The organism is Allorhizobium pseudoryzae, assembly GCF_011046245.1.
Taxonomy (GTDB): Bacteria; Pseudomonadota; Alphaproteobacteria; order Rhizobiales; family Rhizobiaceae; genus Neorhizobium; species Neorhizobium pseudoryzae.
This window is the reverse complement of sequence record NZ_CP049244.1, coordinates 112,261-129,862: the sequence shown is the minus strand read 5'-3', so window position 1 is coordinate 129,862 and position 17,602 is coordinate 112,261. Positions and strand designations below refer to the sequence as shown.

At 62.0% G+C, this 17,602-nt stretch carries 17 protein-coding genes; 15 read left to right on the top strand and 2 right to left on the bottom strand.

Translation table 11 applies throughout. From position 1 onward, the window contains the following. The first annotated feature begins 167 nt into the window (after window positions 1-167). From G6N78_RS19630 to G6N78_RS19620, 3 genes are read left to right on the top strand one after another with little or no spacing between them, the layout of a single operon-like run. On the top strand, window positions 168-2,363 hold the full coding sequence (locus G6N78_RS19630) for an ATP-binding protein (protein ID WP_234906049.1): 2,196 nt from the start codon (window positions 168-170) through the stop codon (window positions 2,361-2,363). Beyond that, entirely contained in the window at window positions 2,356-2,814 is a 459-nt protein-coding gene (locus G6N78_RS19625; protein WP_206531677.1) for a response regulator, read from the top strand. Before G6N78_RS19630 ends, G6N78_RS19625 begins: the two co-directional genes overlap by 8 nt. Beyond that, on the top strand, window positions 2,801-3,883 hold the full coding sequence (locus G6N78_RS19620; protein ID WP_165222825.1) for a sensor histidine kinase: 1,083 nt from the start codon (window positions 2,801-2,803) through the stop codon (window positions 3,881-3,883). Before G6N78_RS19625 ends, G6N78_RS19620 begins: the two co-directional genes overlap by 14 nt. On the opposite strand, the gene G6N78_RS19615 is transcribed toward G6N78_RS19620, so the two are convergent. After that, on the bottom strand, window positions 3,839-4,177 hold the full coding sequence (locus G6N78_RS19615; RefSeq protein ID WP_165222823.1) for a response regulator: 339 nt from the start codon (window positions 4,175-4,177) through the stop codon (window positions 3,839-3,841). The genes G6N78_RS19620 and G6N78_RS19615 overlap by 45 nt on opposite strands. A 272-nt stretch (window positions 4,178-4,449) precedes the next feature. Between G6N78_RS19615 and G6N78_RS19610 the strand changes: the two genes are divergently transcribed. The 9 genes from G6N78_RS19610 to G6N78_RS19570 all read left to right on the top strand — a co-directional run bounded on the left by G6N78_RS19610 (window position 4,450) and on the right by G6N78_RS19570 (window position 12,937). Then, a complete protein-coding gene (locus G6N78_RS19610; protein ID WP_165222820.1) occupies window positions 4,450-4,716 on the top strand; it encodes a PilZ domain-containing protein in 267 nt (88 codons plus the stop codon). 77 nt (window positions 4,717-4,793) lie between these two features. Then, window positions 4,794-5,963 carry a zinc-dependent alcohol dehydrogenase gene (locus G6N78_RS19605; protein WP_165222817.1) on the top strand — a complete coding sequence of 390 codons (1,170 nt, stop codon included), beginning with the start codon at window positions 4,794-4,796 and terminating at the stop codon, window positions 5,961-5,963. A gap of 15 nt (window positions 5,964-5,978) precedes the next feature. Beyond that, window positions 5,979-6,776, top strand: a complete 798-nt coding sequence (locus tag G6N78_RS19600) for an SDR family NAD(P)-dependent oxidoreductase (RefSeq protein WP_165222814.1) — start codon at window positions 5,979-5,981, stop codon at window positions 6,774-6,776. A gap of 175 nt (window positions 6,777-6,951) precedes the next feature. Continuing rightward, entirely contained in the window at window positions 6,952-7,470 is a 519-nt protein-coding gene (locus tag G6N78_RS19595; protein WP_165222811.1) for a superoxide dismutase family protein, read from the top strand. Window positions 7,471-7,679: 209 nt separating this feature from the next. Continuing rightward, window positions 7,680-8,606 carry a galactofuranose ABC transporter, galactofuranose-binding protein YtfQ gene (gene ytfQ, locus G6N78_RS19590; protein WP_370691553.1) on the top strand — a complete coding sequence of 309 codons (927 nt, stop codon included), beginning with the start codon at window positions 7,680-7,682 and terminating at the stop codon, window positions 8,604-8,606. A 99-nt stretch (window positions 8,607-8,705) separates the two neighbouring features. Then, entirely contained in the window at window positions 8,706-10,238 is a 1,533-nt protein-coding gene (locus G6N78_RS19585) for a sugar ABC transporter ATP-binding protein (RefSeq protein WP_165222805.1), read from the top strand. Further along, window positions 10,235-11,236: an ABC transporter permease gene (locus G6N78_RS19580; RefSeq protein ID WP_165222803.1), complete on the top strand. Its 1,002-nt coding sequence runs from the start codon at window positions 10,235-10,237 to the stop codon at window positions 11,234-11,236. The genes G6N78_RS19585 and G6N78_RS19580 overlap by 4 nt, the downstream gene beginning before the upstream one ends. 1 nt (window position 11,237) lies before the next feature. Beyond that, on the top strand, window positions 11,238-12,218 hold the full coding sequence (gene yjfF / locus G6N78_RS19575) for a galactofuranose ABC transporter, permease protein YjfF (RefSeq protein WP_165222800.1): 981 nt from the start codon (window positions 11,238-11,240) through the stop codon (window positions 12,216-12,218). Next, entirely contained in the window at window positions 12,215-12,937 is a 723-nt protein-coding gene (locus G6N78_RS19570) for a FadR/GntR family transcriptional regulator (protein ID WP_165222797.1), read from the top strand. Before yjfF ends, G6N78_RS19570 begins: the two co-directional genes overlap by 4 nt. Window positions 12,938-12,948: 11 nt before the next feature. Here the strand turns inward: G6N78_RS19570 and G6N78_RS19565 are convergent, their stop codons facing one another. Further along, complete coding sequence (locus G6N78_RS19565; protein ID WP_165222794.1) at window positions 12,949-13,578, bottom strand: TetR/AcrR family transcriptional regulator; 630 nt, start codon at window positions 13,576-13,578, stop codon at window positions 12,949-12,951. 196 nt (window positions 13,579-13,774) lie between these two features. On the opposite strand from G6N78_RS19565, the gene G6N78_RS19560 reads away from it, so the two are divergent. From G6N78_RS19560 to G6N78_RS19550, 3 genes are read left to right on the top strand one after another with little or no spacing between them, the layout of a single operon-like run. Further along, complete coding sequence (locus tag G6N78_RS19560; protein ID WP_165222791.1) at window positions 13,775-14,254, top strand: (2Fe-2S)-binding protein; 480 nt, start codon at window positions 13,775-13,777, stop codon at window positions 14,252-14,254. After that, window positions 14,247-15,266, top strand: coding sequence for an FAD binding domain-containing protein (locus G6N78_RS19555; protein WP_165222788.1), 1,020 nt, complete (start codon window positions 14,247-14,249; stop codon window positions 15,264-15,266). The genes G6N78_RS19560 and G6N78_RS19555 overlap by 8 nt, the downstream gene beginning before the upstream one ends. Further along, window positions 15,263-17,551, top strand: a complete 2,289-nt coding sequence (locus G6N78_RS19550) for a xanthine dehydrogenase family protein molybdopterin-binding subunit (protein ID WP_165222785.1) — start codon at window positions 15,263-15,265, stop codon at window positions 17,549-17,551. The genes G6N78_RS19555 and G6N78_RS19550 overlap by 4 nt, the downstream gene beginning before the upstream one ends. Window positions 17,552-17,602 lie beyond the last annotated feature (51 nt).

Below are 17,602 nucleotides of genomic sequence, written 5' to 3'. Positions count from 1 at the left end.
TCGTCCCGGTTTCGCGCTTTTGTGACCAGGATTTTGTGCGCGCCGGTTTACATTTTGGCTCTCGCACCTATTTTCCCCTCCGACTATCAACGCTTGGACGACTAAGGCACGGTTTTCCAAGAGTTTTTTTTCGTAAGAAGCGCTCGTCTTGCCAGCGGAGACGATTATTGCAGCCGAACAATCAGGATCTTGACCTCTGCGCTCGGGAACCCATTCACATTCCCGGTGCGATCCAGCCGCATGGGGCGCTCTTTGTGATCAGGTCAACGGATGGCGTGGTCGTTCAGGCAAGCCAGAATGTGGCGGACTACCTCGGAGAGACCGTCGAACTTGGTCGGGTCCCTTCAGGTGAGGTCGCCGCCCATCTGGAGCCGATGTCCCAATGGTTCGTCACCGATGAACCGTTCTACCAGGCCGTCCTCACGTCCGAGCAGCTCAGCCTGGTCGCCCATCGGCGTGGAGAGCGGGTCGTCGTGGAGGTCGAGCGGACCGAGATCCGTCCGGTCGATGAAGTGTTTGGCACGCTTCGGAGCTTCACGCATCGTCTGGGTACACAGGCCGATATTCCAAAGTCGCTGGCTGCGGCAGCCGAGTTCGTCCGGCAGTTGACTCAGTTCGACCGCGTTCTCGTCTATCGCTTCGATCCCGATTGGAACGGCCATGTGGTGGCGGAATCGAATGGCGGACGTCTGCCTGTCTATCTCGATCTTCGCTTTCCGAGCGGCGACATCCCGGCTCAGGCCAGGGCGCTTTATTCCGTCAACCGACTGCGGATCATCCCGAATGCGACCTATGTGCCGGTCCCGATCCTGTCCGTGGACGAACCGGATTCGGCGCCGCTCGATCTCAGCCTGTCGCAATTGCGCAGCGTGTCACCGGTGCATCTCGAATACATGCGCAATATGGGGACGTTCGCGTCCATGTCGGTCTCCATCATCGTCGATGGAGCGTTTTGGGGCCTGATCGCCTGCCATAGCGCCGAGCCGCATCTGATCTCGCATGCGACGCGCGAAATCTGCGATTTTGTCGCCCAGTCGCTGGCGATGCGGATTTCCGCGCTTGTGCGAGCCGAAGACGCTGCAACCCGTGCGGCGTTGGCCGTGAACACAAGCCATCTTCTGGCGGCGATGACGTCGACGCCCGACTGGGTGGACGGGCTGCTCGGCGCATCGGAGGCGCTTCTGGCTCAGGTGCATGCGGCGGGTGCTGCCGTGGTGATCGATGGGCGGGTTCGCTGCATCGGGTCGGTGCCCGATGAGCATTCCGTCATGAACATCGTTGAGTGGCTGTCAAAACGGGAGGGTGAAAGCCATTTCGCGACGGAATCGCTCAGCAGCGAGATGGATGGGGTGGACGACATTGCAGGCGTTGCCAGCGGTGTTCTCGCGGTCAGCATCTCGAAGGTTCACAACAGCTGGCTGATCTGGTTCCGACCCGAACTGGTCAGGACCGTCACCTGGGGCGGCAACCCGCACAAGGTGATCCGGGAAAGCGGGCGCATTCATCCCCGACAGTCGTTCGACGCCTGGAAGGAACTGGTTCGCCGGCAGGCGGCGCCCTGGCTTGCAACCGAAGAGGTCGCAGCACAGGATCTCCGGGCGGCAATCGTCGGCATCGTCCTGCGCAAGGCGGAAGAGCTGGCGCAGCTTTCCACCGAACTGCAGCGCTCCAACAAGGAGCTCGAAGCCTTTTCCTATTCCGTCTCGCACGACCTGCGGGCCCCCTTCCGTCATATCGTCGGCTTTGCCCAGTTGCTGCGGGAAAGGGAAACGGAGCTTGATCCGAAATCACAGCACTATCTGCAGACGATCTCCGAGGCCGCGCTCTCGGCGGGCAAGCTGGTCGATGATCTGTTGAACTTCTCCCAGCTTGGCCGGGCATCGGTGACCAAAAAGCCGGTCGATATGAACAAGCTGGTGGCGGAGGTGGTCAAGTCGGTCCGCCTGTCCGCGCTGGACCGGAATATCGAATGGTCGATTGCCAAGCTGCCGGACGCCTGGGGCGATGCGACGCTCATCCGCCAGGTCTGGTTCAACCTGATCGACAATGCGGTGAAATATACCCGGCCCCGCAATCCGGCAAAGATCACCATTGATGGCCATGTCATGGACGACATCTTCATCTATAACGTGCGTGACAACGGCGTCGGCTTCGATATGGCCTATGTCGGAAAATTGTTCGGGGTTTTCCAGCGCCTGCAAAGGGCGGAGGACTTCGATGGAACCGGCATCGGACTGGCACTGGCACGGCGCATCATTGAGCGTCACAATGGGAGCATCAAGGCGGTGGGCGAGATCGATAGCGGCGCATCGTTCACCTTTGCCTTGCCGGGACCGGAGAGAAAGGAGCGCGCGCTTGCCTGACTTGAGACCAATCCTGCTCGTGGAGGACAGCCCTCGCGATCTGGAACTCACGCTTGCTGCCCTAGAGAAATGTCAACTCGCCAACGAGATCGTGGTGGCGCGGGATGGGGCGGAAGCACTGGATTATCTCACCAGTTCCGGGGCCTTCCACAACAGGCCGCAGCGCGATCCGGCCGTCGTACTCCTTGACCTGAAGCTGCCGAAGGTGGACGGGCTGGAAGTGCTGGAACGGGTGAAAAAGGACGACTCGCTCAAGCATATCCCGATCGTGATGTTGACCTCGTCGCGAGAGGAGCAGGATCTCGTTCGCAGCTATGAGCTGGGTGTCAACGCGTTTGTCGTGAAGCCGGTCGAATTCAGCGCCTTTTTTCAGGCGATACAAGATCTGGGCGTGTTCTGGGCCCTGTTGAACGAGCCGCCTCCGGGAATTTCCAGCAATGCCAAAAACTAATCAACGCCGCCCAGTCTCGCCGCGTATCCTCCTTCTGGAAGATAGCAGCCTCGACGCTGAACTGATCCGCGAACATCTCGAGCAGTTGCAGCCTCAGCCGGATATCCGGCGCGCCGTCAACAAAGCCGATTACGTGACCGCGCTGTCGGACGGCGAGTTCGACGTCATCCTGGCGGATTTCTCCTTGCCCGATTTCGACGGCATGACCGCGCTCGACATGGCGCGGGAAAAGCTGCCCCAGACGCCCTTCATCTTCGTCTCCGGCGTGCTGGGTGAGGAGGCGGCCATCGAAAGCTTCCGCCGTGGTGCGACCGATTACATTCTGAAGCAGCGGCTCATCCGCCTGCCGGCTGCCGTGGAGCGGGCTTTGGCGGAAGCCTTTGAAAAGGCAGAACGACGCCGGTCAGATCAGCACAGAGAACTTCTGGTGCGCGAACTCAGCCACCGGGTGAAGAACACGATGGCGATGGTGATGTCGATCGTGCGCCGCACGGCAAAGAACAGCGCCACCGTGGACGAGTATGTCGAAAACCTGATGGGGCGTCTTCGGGCCATGGCCGATGCGCATGCCCTGCTGTTTGAGACCAACTGGCGGGAAGCGAGGCTCGAGGATGTCATCCAGCGCACGGTCGCGGCCTATGTCCGGCGCGTCGAGCGTATTGAGATCAAGCCAGGTCCCCGCATCGATCTCGACCCGAAGGCGGCGCTCGCCATCAGCATGGTCATCAACGAGTTGGCGACCAACGCGATCAAGTATGGTTCGCTCAGTTGCGACGACGGCAAGGTTTGCGTGTCATGGAGCAAGTCGACCGGTGAGAACGAGACCGTGAGGCTGATCTGGAGAGAGGCCGGTGGCCCACCGGTTCATGAGCCTGAAACCACCGGTTTCGGTACGACGCTCATTCAGCGCATGATCGGCTATGAGCTTTTAGGCGAAGCAAAGCTCGCCTACGGGCGGGATGGGCTGACGTGCGAGATCGTCTTTCCACTTCACGTGGCCGATGATGCTGACGACCAAAATCACTCAGCCAACTTTGCGCCGGACCGGCTCGAAAACGTCCGACACTAGCTGTGCCAGTTTGTCGGGGTTCCATGGCTTGGCGATCAGCGGGATGCCCGATAGCCTTGCCTTGAGGCCGGGCAGTTCAGCATAGCCGCTGCACACGATCACCGGGATCTGGCGAAGGTGCAGCGCCTCGATCACGGGGAACGAGAACTCCCCGTTGAGGTTGAGATCGACCACGGCGCCAATGATGTTGAGAGAGGGAATGGCGTGGAGGGTCTGGTCCACGCGGCTAAACGGTCCTTCGACATGGTATCCAAGGTCGGTGAGATGGTCTTCCATGTCCATCGCCAGCAGCATGTCGTCTTCCAGGACGAGAACCGCGGGCTTCCTCGATATGCTCTGCAAATCCACGCGAAACGGTCTCTCTGCTCACCTTAGATCTTTAGATTTTCGGGCTATGTGCAGCAGATGCTTCAGGTTTCAAGAGCCAACCGCTGCGAATAGGCCGAAATATCGCGCGAGAAGGGAGGGCATCTCCCGATGCAGCCTCTGATCCATAGATCACGAAGCTGTGAATACCTAGGCTGCAGTGCGGTGCAGCATCAAGTGCTCGCTGCGGAAGTGTACGCATGAGGATTACCATGGACGAAATCTCTTCACCCGCTCCGCGGCGGCGCATGCTGAAGGGGGCCAGGATCGTCTTCAACAATGGCCACAGCACGATCAATGTCGTCGTCCGCGACATGTCCAAGACAGGCGCCCGCGTCACGATCGAGAACGCGCATTCCGTTCCGGATGCCTTGGTCCTGGTGCTGGATGACGGCGCGCGGTTCGACTGCGAGGTCGCACGCCGGACCTTGACGGAACTCGGGCTTCGCTTTGTGACAGGCTCTTAGCATTCAACGCCCCACCGGAACATTACGGGGCGTGACCTGTTCGGCTGTCTCCAGTCTTGAAACGATGGAGAGAGCGCGTGAAAGCACTGACCTGGCATGGAAAGCACGATATCCGCTGTGAAAGCGTGCCCGAGCCGAAGATAGAAGACGGCCGTGACGCCATCATTCGTGTCACCGCCTGCGCCATCTGTGGCTCCGATCTCCACCTGTATGACGGCGTAATGCCGGACATGCACAAGTGCGACGTGATGGGCCATGAAACCATGGGCGAAGTGGTGGAGGTCGGACGGGAGAACTCCAAGCTCAAAGTGGGGGACCGCGTCGTTGTGCCCTTCACCATCTCCTGCGGCGAGTGTTTCTTCTGCCAGCGCGGTTTCTTCTCCGGCTGCGAGCGCTCCAATCCCGATGCGGCCAAGGTATCGAAGATGTGGGGCAACTCGCCCGCCGGCCTGTTCGGTTATTCGCACCTGCTGGGCGGCTATGCCGGCGGCCAAGCTGAATATCTGCGCGTTCCCTATGCGAATGTGGGGCCGATCAAGGTTCCGGAAGGTCTGACGGACGAACAGGTCCTGTTCCTCTCGGACATCTTTCCGACCGGCTATATGGCCGCTGACTTCTGCAACATCCAGCCGGGCGATACGATCGCGATCTGGGGATGCGGTCCGGTCGGCCAGATGGCGATCAAATCCGCATTCATGCTTGGCGCGGAACGGGTGATTGCAATCGATGCGGTTCCGGAGCGTCTGCGCCTGGCGGAGGCCTCCGGCGCGCTGACGCTCGATTTCCTCGAAGACGATATCTACGAGGAGATCATGGAGCTGACCGGCGGGCGCGGCGCCGATGCCTGCATCGACGCGGTCGGCACCGAAGCGGATGCATCCGCCAGCTGGGATTCGCGCTGGGACCGCATCAAGGTCGCCGCCTATCTCGGCACTGACCGGCCGCACGTGCTGCGCCAAGCGATCCACTGCTGCCGCAATTTCGGAACCGTCTCGATCGTCGGCGTCTATGGTGGTTTCCTCGACAAGATGCCGATGGGTTCCGCCGTCAATCGCGGGCTGACCTTCCGGATGGCCCAGACGCCGGTGCAGCGATACCTGCCGCTCCTGATGGATCGCATCGTCAACGGGGATATCGACCCGTCCTTCGTCATCACCCATCGCGGTACGCTGGAAGATGGTCCGGCCCTCTACAAGACCTTTCGGGACAAACAGGACGGTTGCATCAAGGTCGTGCTGAAACCCTGATCAGGAGAAACACCAATGGACACGCAGACAGGCAAGGGGCTTGCTGTCGTGACGGGGGCCTCGACAGGAATCGGTTACGAACTCGCCAAACGTGCCGCACAGGATGGTTATGACCTCGTCATCGCCGCCGACGAAAACGACATTCAACGGGCAGCCGCACAGTTGAAGGAGTTCGGTTGCGCGGTGCACCCGATCGAAGTCGATCTCGCGACGCCGGAGGGCGTGCGGCGTCTCGTAGCGGCCATACAATCCCTCCAGAGGCCGGTCGATCTGCTGATGGCCAATACCGGTCGGGGTCTGGGCGAGGCATTTCTGGACGAGGATCTGCAACGGGCGCAGCGTGTGGTGGATACCAATGTCTCTGGCACGATCATGCTGGTTCATGCGATCGGCAACCAGATGCGCAACCGCGGTGAGGGGAAGATCCTGCTGACCGGCTCCATCGCAGGTTTTATGCCGGGAAGCTTCCAGGCGGTCTACAACGCCACCAAGGCGTTCATCAACAGCTTCTCGCTGGCCATTCGGGACGAGCTCAAGGGGACCGGTGTGACGGTCACCTGTCTCATGCCCGGTCCGACCGATACTGAGTTCTTCGATCGGGCGGACCTGGAAAACACCTCGATCGGCCAGATGAAGAAGGATGATCCGGCCATGGTGGCACGTCTCGGCTATGAGGCGATGATGGATGGCGAAGGCGACGTGGTGACCGGCTGGAAAAACAAGCTGCAATCGACGCTCGCCAATGTCACGCCATCCGGCGTCCTGGCGGCGGCCCACCGCCGCATGGCGGAGCCGAAGGATCAGGCAAACTGAAGCGATATGCTCGGACGACAGATTGAGGATGGAATAGGGCTCCGGCTTCGCCGGGGCTCTTTTCGCGAGCCGCGTCTTCAATCGATCGCGACATGTTGTGATCGATCCTTCTGCGTGTGCCTGGAACAGTGCCTGCCGGCTGAAGTTCCCCTCTCGTCAAGAGAGGAGACGATCGATGAAAAGCAAAATCATAACGGCGGCGGCCATGTTCGCTCTGATGTCGGGAGGTACTGCCTTGGGACAGGACACCGCTCCGTCCTCGGCGAAGTTCGTCGATGCGAAGGGCGAGCAGGCCGGCACGGCGGAACTGACCGCGGCTGCGGCTGGCGGCGTGCTCATCCGGATGGAGATCAGCGGCTTGCCGGCCGAGCAATGGGTGGCTGTCCACGTGCATGAAACCGGCGAATGCGATGCCTCGACCCAGCATGAATCGGCGGGTGGTCATTTCAACCCTGGTTCGAAGGCACATGGCTATCAGTCGGCCGATGGTCCGCATGCGGGCGATATGCCGAATCAGTATGTCGGGACGGATGGCGTCCTGCGGACGGAAATCCACAATCCGATGATCTCGCTGGACAAGAACGAGACGGGTGTCATCGGTCGCGCGCTGATGGTGCATGCGAAGCGGGATGACTACAAGAGCCAGCCGTCGGGAGATGCCGGACAGCGTCTGGCCTGCGGCGTTATCCGCTAAGCTTTTGCGGAAGGGCGCGGGCCGTTCCGGGCGCCTGCGTCCTCCATTTGTGTCATTCCTTTATGCTGCAATGCACAAAATATAATCGTACTTTTTGACTTTACAACCGCCTGACGCAATAGTAGTACTATTCGCAGACGCCGTGGAGGCGGCGTCTTTTCAGGGAGGACATCATGAATATCGTACGCAAGCTTGCGCTGAGCGCAAGCATGATCGCATTGTGCTGCACTGCAGCATCCGCTGCCAATCTGACGGTCGGCTTTTCGCAGATCGGCTCGGAATCCGGTTGGCGCGCCGCCGAAACCTCGGTCACCAAGCAGGAAGCTGAAAAGCGCGGCGTGACGCTGAAGTTTGCCGATGCGCAGCAGAAGCAGGAAAACCAGATCAAGGCACTGCGCGGTTTCATCGCCCAGGGCGTTGATGCCATCCTCGTCGCTCCGGTGGTTGCGACCGGCTGGGAAGAGGTGCTGAAGGAAGCCAAGGAAGCCAAGATCCCGGTCGTGCTGCTCGACCGCGGTGTTGACGCGCCCCAGGACCTTTACCTCACATCGGTTGCATCCGATCAGGTGAAGGAAGGCCGCGTTGCCGGCGAATGGCTGGCCAAGACCGTCGGCTCCAAGGATTGCCGCGTGGTCGAACTTCAGGGGACCGTTGGCTCCACGCCGGCGATCAACCGCAAGAAGGGCTTTGAGGAAGCGATCGCCTCCAGCAAGAACATCAGCATCGTGCGCAGCCAGACCGGTGACTTCACCCGCTCGAAGGGCAAGGAAGTCATGGAAGGCTTCCTGAAGGCGGAAAATGGCGGCAAGAACATCTGCGCCATGTATGCCCACAATGATGACATGGCTGTCGGCGCCATCCAGGCGATCAAGGATGCCGGCCTGAAGCCGGGCACGGATATCCTCGTCGTCTCCATCGACGCGGTTCCGGATATCTTTGCCGCGATGATGAAGGGTGAGGCCAACGCCACCGTCGAGCTGACCCCCAACATGGCAGGCCCGGCCTTCGACGCGCTGGACGCCTACCTGAAGAGCGGCAAGCAGCCGGAAAAGTTCATCGTCACCGAGTCGAAGCTCTACACCCCCAAGGACGATCCGAAGGGTGAATACGAGCGCCGCAAGGGCCTCGGCTACTGAGCCACGGCATCGGACGGGACCGCTCGGGCGGTCCCGTCTTCCAATTTCGGTTGGCCTTTGGCAAACCTGAAGATGCATGACGGGTGGGCGTGAAAAACAATGACAACAGACAATGAGGTGGTGCTCGAAGCCAGGGGCATCATCAAGACGTTCGGCAATCATGCGGCGCTGAAGGGTGTCGACATCAGTTTCCGGCGCGGGGAAGTGCATGCGCTTCTGGGCGAGAACGGCGCCGGCAAATCAACCCTCATCAAGATCGTCACCGGTGCCTATATCCCGGATGGTGGCACGATACACCTCGAGGGGCAGCCTGTTTCCTTCACAACGCCGCAGCAGGCCCAGTCGCTTGGCATCGGGACGGTGTATCAGGAGGTCAACCTCCTGCCGAACATGACGGTGAGCGACAATCTGTTCATCGGGCGCCAGCCGACGACCGCCGGCCTTGTCAATAGCCGGGCGACCGCCGAGATGGCACGCGAGGTTCTGTCCCGCTACGGCCTCGATATCGATGTCCACGCCGAGCTTTCGACCTATTCCGTCGCCGTTCAGCAGATCGTTGCCATTGCTCGTGCCGTCGAACTGTCCGGCAAGGTGCTGATCCTCGACGAGCCGACCGCCAGCCTCGACCGCCACGAGGTGGACAAACTCTTTCAGATCATACGATCCCTGAAGGCGCGCGGCCTTGCCATCGTCTTCATCACCCATTTCCTCGATCAGGTCTTCGAGCTTTCGGATCGCGTCACGGTCCTGCGCAACGGCTCCCTGATTGGCACGGAAACCATCGACAGCCTGGATCGGACGAGCCTTGTGCGCATGATGCTGGGCAAGGATCTGGTTCAGCATCACCATACACCGGTGGAAGGGCAGGCCGAAGGCGGCGAGACCCTGATGACGGTGCGCCAACTGGGGCTGACCGGCAAGGTGCAGCCGATCGACCTCGAAATCCGAAAGGGCGAAGTCGTCGGCGTCGCCGGCCTCCTCGGATCGGGCCGCACGGAGATGGCGCGCCTGATGTTCGGCATCGACATCGCCGATAGCGGCGCGCTGCATATCGATGGCGAAGAGCGGGTGGTGCGCTCCGCCCGCGAGGCGGTGGATCTCGGTTTCGGCTTCTGCCCCGAGGATCGCAAGGCCGACGGCATTTTTGGCGAGCTTTCCGTGCGCGAAAACATCGTCATTGCCATGCAGGCACGGCTCGGCTGGTTCAAGGCGCTCAACCGCGACGAACAGATGGAAATTGCCGGCAACTTCATCGAGGCGCTCGACATCCGCACAGCCTCGGCCGATCTGCCCGTCAAGCTTCTGTCAGGCGGTAACCAGCAGAAGGTGATCCTCGCCCGCTGGCTGGCGACCGATCCGCGCTTCCTCATCCTCGACGAGCCGACACGCGGTATCGATGTCGGCGCCCATGCGGAAATCGTCCGCATGATCAGCCGCCTGCGCGAGGACGGGCTTGCCCTCGTCGTCATTTCCTCTGAACTGGACGAGATCGTCAGCTATTCCTCGCGCGTCGTGGTGATGCGCGACCGGGCGCTGGTCGCCGAATTGGAGGGCGCCGATATCACGCCGTCGAAGATTGTCCAGAGCATCGCCGGACAGGCGGGCGAGCCGGTGGCGGAGGTGCACGCATGAAACGCCTGAACCTCAGCGACTTCGCCAAGCCACAGCTTTTGGCGCTGGCCTTCATCCTGGCACTGAACTGGATGGTTTTTCCGGGCTTCTTCAATGTTACCTGGCAGGACGGGCGGCTGTTCGGCAGCCTGATCGATGTCATCAATCGCGGCGCGCCGGTCGCGATCCTTGCGATCGGCATGACGGCCATCATCGCCACGCGCGGCGTTGATCTCTCCGTCGGCGCCGTCATGGCGGTTGCCGGTGCGGTCGCCGCCACGTCTGCCGTCGCCGGTCAGCCGCTGATCGTCACGCTGGTCGCGGCGCTTCTGGTCGGGCTCGCCTGCGGCCTGTGGAACGGTTCGCTCGTCGCCTTCCTCGGCATTCAGCCCTTCGTCGCGACTCTGGTGCTCATGGTGGCCGGGCGTGGCGTGGCGCAGTTGATCACCGAAGGCTCGATCGTCACCTTTTCCGATCCCGCCCTCATCTTCGTCGGTACGGGTTCGGTGCTCGGCCTGCCGATGCCCGCCGTGATTGCGCTGGTCCTGATGATCGCCGCCCATCTGGTGATGCGGCGCACCGCCATCGGCCTCTTCGTCGAGGCGATCGGCACCAATCTGTCCGCCGCCAACTATACCGGCCTTCGCTCCCGCACGGTCATTCTGGGCCTCTATGCCTTCGGCGGCTGCTGTGCTGCGGTCGCCGGTGTCATTGCGGCTGCCGATATTCGTGGCGCGGATGCCAACAATGCCGGCCTGTGGCTGGAGCTGGACGCGATCCTGGCCGTCGTCATCGGTGGCACTTCGCTGATGGGCGGACGCTTCTCGATCCCCATGTCGGTGCTGGGAGCCGTCATCATCCAGGCCATGAACACCGGCATCCTCGTCTCGGGGCTTCCCCCGGAATTCAACCTGATCGTCAAGGCCAGCGTCATCATCCTGATCCTCGTCATGCAGTCCGACAGGGTTGCCGAGGTGGTATCGCGCCGCTTTGGCCGCATGACATCGAGGGGCAAGTAAGATGAACCCGCGCTACAGACCTCTCGCCGCCACCACGATCATCTTCATCATCGCCTACGCCATCTGCATCAGCCAGTATCCCAGCATGTGGTCCACCCGTGTGCTCGGCAATTTCCTGACAGACAATGCCTTTCTCGGCATTGCCGCCGTGGGCGCCACCTTCGTCATCATCTCGGGCGGCATCGATCTCTCGGTCGGCGCGGTTGTCGGCCTGGCAGGCGTTCTGGTGGCAGTGCTTGTCTCCAAACTGGGCATCCACCCGATGGCGGCCTTCGTGATTGTGCTCACCATCTCGGCCGCCTTCGGGGCCTGCATGGGGGCGGCGATCCACTTCCTGCGCGTGCCGCCCTTCATCGTGACGCTGGCCGGCATGTTCATGGCGCGTGGCCTCGCCTCGATCCTGACGCAGGATTCGATCCCGATCGACCATGATGTCTACCGCGCCATCTCCGGGCTCTATTACCGGCTTCCGGGCGGCGGGCGACTGAGCGCGATCGGGCTTCTGATGCTCTTCGTCTTCCTTATCGGCGGCATCATCGCCCACAAGACCCGCTTCGGATCCTACGTGTATGCACTCGGCGGCAACCCCACGTCGGCGGCTCTCATGGGGGTTCCCGTGGCGCGGACAACGATCGGCATCTATGCGCTCGCGTCCTTCCTGGGCGGCCTTGCAGGCATCGTTTATTCGCTCTACACCTCCTCCGGTTATCCGCTGGCGGCGGTCGGCATGGAGCTTGATGCGATCGCCGCGGTGGTGATCGGCGGGACGCTGCTGACCGGCGGTTATGGCTTTATTTTCGGGACACTCATCGGCGTGATGTTGCAAGGATTGGTCCAGACCTACATCGTGTTTGACGGAACCCTGTCGAGCTGGTGGACCAAGATTGCGATCGGCCTCCTGCTGTTCATGTTCATCCTGCTGCAGAAGCTCGTGTTTTCTGCCCAAGGACGCGGGAAACGGATGAAGCGAGCCCCTGCATGATCGAGCCGGGGAGCCTTCTTCGCTCCCTGACCGAGCGAACGGTGGCACGCAATTTCCAGTCGCGTGTCATCCATGAAATCGGGGCCGGGGTTATCTCCGGCCATTTTCCGATTGGCAGTACGCTTCCCAACGATGCCGCGCTGATGGATGAGTTCGGAGTTTCGCGGACCGTTTTGAGGGAGGCGCTGAAGACGCTGGAGGCCAAGGGGCTTCTGGAAGCACGCCCGAAGGTTGGCACCAAGGTGGCCAAGAAAAGCCGCTGGAACCTTTATGATCCGCAGGTGCTTGCCTGGCATCTAACGGCGCCGCCGGACCGGGAATTCCTGACGGGGCTCGGCGAGGTGCGCCGCTCATTGGAACCGCTGGGTGCCGCCCATGCCGCGAGCCGCCGCAGCCCCGAGCAGGTGCGCCTGATGCGCTACTGGATCCAGCAGATGGAGATGTCGCTCGATCAGGCGAGCAATTTCTGCGTTGCGGATTTCGAGCTTCACCGCATCATTGCCGAGGCGTCGCGAAACCCGTTCATCCGCGGCTTGAACGGCGTGATCGAACTGTCGCATGCCTTTGCCTACCTGAAACCGGTCAACCAGCCGCAGGATGCCGACCTTCTGCCCTTCCTGTCCCTGCACCGCGATCTGGTCGTAGCCATCGAACGGGCGCACGAGGACGAGGCGCAGGAGGCCATGCTGAACGTGATCGCCTTCGAGCAGATCCTGTAGAGGGTGGAGGATTAGGCCGATGGTGGGCGTCGGTGACGCAGACCGTCCATGAGAAGCCCGATCAGCCGGTTGGCGCGTTCGCGCCATTGTGGTGTGTCCGGAATGGAATAGATGCTGGAGAGCGCGTGCAGAACATCTTCCGTCTCGACGTCGGAACGGATCGTGCCGGCCTTGATCGCCTTGGCGATCAGGGCGGCGAAGGCGCCTCGCAGCAGCGCGGACCCATCCGAAAAGAGTGCCGCATTGGAGACGATCAGCAATTTCAGGCTGTTCGCCATGCCGCGTTTCGTCGCCATGTAATTGACGAAACGGTACATCCAGTCTTCCAGGGCCTCGTCCGGTGCCTTTTCCGCGGCCAAGTGCTCGGCTGCTTCGGCAAGCAGTTCCAGTTCGCGCCGATAGACCACCTCGACCAAATGTTCGCGTGTCGGAAAATGCCGGTAGAGCGTGCCGATGCCGACGCCGGCACGTTTGGCAATGTCTTCCAGAGATGCTCCGGCGCCGCGTTCTGCGAAGGCCTCCGCCGCCGCCTGGATCAGCCGGTCGCGGTTGCGCCGCGCATCGGCCCGCAGACGCGGTGCTTTTTCCGGCTCGGGTGAGGCCAATTCCAACGCTCCAGCACACAAGGGCTTGACGAACATGCACAAGCCATTAGGTTAAACGGAGGCGCCTCCGCTTATGTGGGGCACCTCACACTCCTTAAGCCATGAGGGGGCCGGATGTCATGCCGAATTGGACGGTTGCCCTTGCTCATCTTCACCTAGGCGCTGGCCGCGTTCCGGCCAGCCCACCCGCCCCAAAGATTATTGCATTCGTGACGACAAGCAGGAGCTTATCATGACACGGACCATAACACTGTCGCTGGACATCAACGATCGACGATATGACGTCGAGGTCGAGCCTCGCGTCACACTGCTGGATGCGCTACGCGACCATGTCGGCCTGACGGGCACCAAGAAGGGGTGCGATCAGGGCCAATGCGGGGCCTGCACCTGCCATGTCGATGGCAAACGTGTGCTGTCCTGCCTGATGCTGGCGGCTCAGGCGGAAGGCCACGTCATCACCACGATCGAAGGGCTTGCGCCGGAGGCCGGCGAGCTGCATCCGGTTCAGGCTGCCTTCATGGAAAACGATGCCTTCCAGTGCGGTTACTGCACGCCGGGCCAGATCATGTCCGCGGTGGCCTGCATTCGCGAAGGACATGCAGGCTCAGACGAAGAGATCCGCGAATACATGTCCGGCAACCTCTGTCGCTGCGGGGCCTACAACAACATCGTCGCCGCCGTGCGGCAAGCCGCGGAGATGGCCGATGCTTGATTTCTCCTATTCACGCGCCACCTCCCTGGCCGACGCCAGCCAGCAGGCCGCTGCCGAGGGTGGACGCATCCTGGCAGGCGGCACGACGCTGCTCGACCTGGCAAAATGCGGCGTGGAAACGCCGCAGACCGTCGTCGATATCCTCAGTCTGCAAGGCCTGGACACCATCAGCGTTGATGCTTCGGGCGCCCGCATCGGGACGCTTGCAAAAATGAGCGCGGTTGCGGATCATGCCGGCCTCTCGGCGCTCTGTCCGGCACTATCGCAGTCATTGGCGCTCGCCGCCTCCGCCCAGTTGCGCAATATGGCAACCATTGGCGGAAACCTTCTGCAGCGGACGCGCTGTCCGTATTTCCGTGATCCCGTGACCTTCCCGAACTGCAACAAGCGCAATCCGGGATCAGGCTGTGCCGCGATCGGCGGCGTGACGCGCAACCATGCGGTTCTCGGAACGAGCGAGCACTGCATCGCAACCTATCACGGCGATCTGGCCGTTGCCCTCGTCGCCTTCGACGCGGTGGTCGAGACGGATCGGCGTACCATCCCGATCGACACGTTCTTCCTCCTGCCGGAGGACCGACCGGACCGGGAGACGGTTCTGGAGCAAGGCGAGATGATTACGGGCATCGCCGTCCCGGCTTCTCCTGCCGCAAAGAACTCGCTCTATCTCAAGGTCCGTGACCGCCAGTCCTATGAATTTGCGGCGGCGAGTGCCGCCGTCGGCCTGGAATTCGAACCGGACGGCCGCACGATGAAGGATGTTCGCGTGGCGGTCGGCGGTGTCGCCACCAAGCCGTGGCGGGCAAGGGCGGTGGAGCAGGCCTTGGTCGGGAAGCCGCTCACCGCCGAAGGTCTCCGGCAGGCGGTTGGCCATTCCGTAGACGGCGCCGTCGCGCATGGCGGCAATCGCTACAAGATCGAGCTCCTGCCGCGCGTCGTGGCGCGCGCCATTCAGACCGTCGCCACAACACTTGCACCGCACCTTGCGCAAGACCTGGGAGAACCCGCATGACGATCATGGAACCCCGCAAACACGGCAATTCCGCCGATGGCGCCGTCGGCGGGCGCCTTGCCCGTATCGAAGGCCAGTTGAAGGTAACGGGTGGCGCAACCTACGCACTGGAATACCCAACGGACGAGCTGGCGCACGCGGTGCTCGTCCAAAGCACGATTGCAGCCGGTCGTGTGTTGAACGTCGATACCGCACGCGCACTGGCCGCGCCGGGCGTGCTGATGGTGCTGACGCCGGAGGATGATCTGGGCCTTCGCCTCTCGGGTGACTGGGGCGGCAACCCGCCGGAAGACCTGCCCTACCATCCGCTGCCACGGGAGGTGCAGTTCAACGGCCAGTCGATTGCCGCTGTGGTGGCGGAAACGCGTGAACAGGCGGCGGAAGCAGCGCGCCTCGTCAGCGTGACCTATGAGGAACAGCCAGGCGTTGCCGATCTCGATGATCCGAAAGCCGGTGAAGGCAAGCTTCTTCAGCACTTGAGCGTCGGCTGGGGGGATGCCGAGGCAGCTCTTGCCGCAGCACCCGTCCAGATCGAGGCCGAGTATCGCACGCCGCGCGAATATCACTGCGCCATGGAACCGCACGGCCTGACGGCAAAGTGGGAAGACGATCAACTGATCCTTTGGGAGCCCAGCCAGTGGTCGCATGGCATGGCCCGCATGTATGCGGAGTGGTTTTCGCTGCCGAGCGAGAACGTCCGGATCATTTCCCCTTTCATCGGCGGCGGTTTCGGCTCCAAGGGACAACCGCTGGCCTATGGTGCCGTGGCGGCTGCCGCTTCCCGCAAGCTCGGCCGCCCGGTGCGGCTGGCGGTGACCCGGCCGCAGAACTTTACCAGTTATGGCGGGCGTGCCGCCACGCGCCAGACAATCAAGCTTGGTGCGACGCAGGACGGCATCCTGCAGGCCATCATTCAACGCGGTGCAAGCGAAACCTCCGTCTATGCGGATGTTCCGGAGCAGACGGGTGCGGCGACGCCGATCCTCTACAAGGTGGAAAACTTCTCATCGGAGTCGCGGGTGGTGCCGGTCAACACGGTCAGTCCCGGTGCACTGCGGGGACCGGGAAAGAATCCCAGCGCCTTCGGCATCGAATGTGCGATGGAGGAACTCGCCTATCAGCTGAACATGGATCCGCTGGAACTCAGGCTGAAGAACTATGCGGATCACGACTACCAGTCCGGCAAGCCGTGGTCGACGCGCCAGTTGCGGGAAGCCTTGACTGAAGGCGCCGAAGCCTTCGGCTGGTCGAAACGCAGCCCGGCGCCGCGCTCCATGCGCAAGGGGCGTAAACTTGTCGGCTGGGGCATCGGCTGCGGGACATTCCCGGTGATCCAGGCGCCGAGCGAGGCGATGATCCGCATTCTCTCGAACGGCCGCGTCGAAGTGGTGTCCGGCTCGATCGACATGGGGCAGGGGACCTATACCATCCTCGCCCAGACGGCCTCCGAGGCGCTCGGCGTGCCCGTGGGGCAGGTCGATGTCGTGCTCGGCGATTCACGGCTGCCAGGCGCTGCGATTGCCGGGGGCTCGATGCTGGCCGGCTCCATCACGGGGGCCGTTCATAAGGCCGCGCTCGCTGCGCGCGACGAATTGATCGGCCTGGCGCTCGGCGCCTCCGGTTCGCCCTTTCGGGACACCGGTGCCAATACGCTCACCATTCAGGACGGTCGTCTATCCTTGCCGCGCAATGACAGTCCGACGATGAGTTTGCCTGAATTGCTGGCCAGCCTCGGACGGGACCATGTCGAGGTCCGACGCAACACGCTGCCGGACGGTGTCTCGCCCGAGGACCAGCAGAAGAGCTGGGGCAACATGTCGAGGGTGCAGGGTCCCACCATGGGCGACTACTCGATGCACAGTTGGTGCGCGCATTTCGCCGAGGTGGAGGTGGACGAAGATTTCGGCACGGTGCGGGTCTCGCGCATGGTCTCCGCGTTCGATTGCGGGCGGCTCTACAATCCGCGTCTCGTCGAAAGCCAATGGCGCGGCGGCATCATCATGGGCATTGGGCAGGCGCTGCTGGAGGAGGGGGTCGTCGACCCCCGCAACGGCCGCACGATGAACAACAACCTCGGCGACTACCTGGTGCCGACCAATGCCGATATTCCGGACATCCAGGTGATCTCCGTCGGGGTGCCCGATCTTCGTGCTTCGGCTCTCGGTGGCAAGGGCGTTGGTGAAGTCGGCATTGTCGGCGTTGCCCCGGCCATTGCCAATGCCGTGTTTCATGCCACCGGCAAACGGGTGCGCGATCTGCCTGTCACGCTTGAAAAGCTGATCTGAAAAAGACATCGACCGAGCCCCCGGCGGGGGCTCGGTGAGCGTCTGCTTAGT

What these genes read in the sequence shown, in the direction of transcription:
- G6N78_RS19620 (WP_165222825.1), top strand. Translation starts at nt 2,801, where the DNA reads ATGCCAAAAACTAATCAACGCCGCCCAGTCTCGCCGCGTATCCTCCTT.
- G6N78_RS19580 (WP_165222803.1), top strand. Translation starts at nt 10,235, where the DNA reads ATGAAACGCCTGAACCTCAGCGACTTCGCCAAGCCACAGCTTTTGGCG.
- G6N78_RS19555 (WP_165222788.1), top strand. Translation starts at nt 14,247, where the DNA reads ATGCTTGATTTCTCCTATTCACGCGCCACCTCCCTGGCCGACGCCAGC.
- G6N78_RS19600 (WP_165222814.1), top strand. Translation starts at nt 5,979, where the DNA reads ATGGACACGCAGACAGGCAAGGGGCTTGCTGTCGTGACGGGGGCCTCG.
- G6N78_RS19585 (WP_165222805.1), top strand. Translation starts at nt 8,706, where the DNA reads ATGACAACAGACAATGAGGTGGTGCTCGAAGCCAGGGGCATCATCAAG.
- ytfQ (WP_370691553.1), top strand. Translation starts at nt 7,680, where the DNA reads ATGATCGCATTGTGCTGCACTGCAGCATCCGCTGCCAATCTGACGGTC.
- G6N78_RS19570 (WP_165222797.1), top strand. Translation starts at nt 12,215, where the DNA reads ATGATCGAGCCGGGGAGCCTTCTTCGCTCCCTGACCGAGCGAACGGTG.
- yjfF (WP_165222800.1), top strand. Translation starts at nt 11,238, where the DNA reads ATGAACCCGCGCTACAGACCTCTCGCCGCCACCACGATCATCTTCATC.
- G6N78_RS19595 (WP_165222811.1), top strand. Translation starts at nt 6,952, where the DNA reads ATGAAAAGCAAAATCATAACGGCGGCGGCCATGTTCGCTCTGATGTCG.
- G6N78_RS19565 (WP_165222794.1), bottom strand. Translation starts at nt 13,578, where the DNA reads ATGTTCGTCAAGCCCTTGTGTGCTGGAGCGTTGGAATTGGCCTCACCC.
- G6N78_RS19615 (WP_165222823.1), bottom strand. Translation starts at nt 4,177, where the DNA reads ATGCTGCTGGCGATGGACATGGAAGACCATCTCACCGACCTTGGATAC.
- G6N78_RS19610 (WP_165222820.1), top strand. Translation starts at nt 4,450, where the DNA reads ATGAGGATTACCATGGACGAAATCTCTTCACCCGCTCCGCGGCGGCGC.
- G6N78_RS19560 (WP_165222791.1), top strand. Translation starts at nt 13,775, where the DNA reads ATGACACGGACCATAACACTGTCGCTGGACATCAACGATCGACGATAT.
- G6N78_RS19550 (WP_165222785.1), top strand. Translation starts at nt 15,263, where the DNA reads ATGACGATCATGGAACCCCGCAAACACGGCAATTCCGCCGATGGCGCC.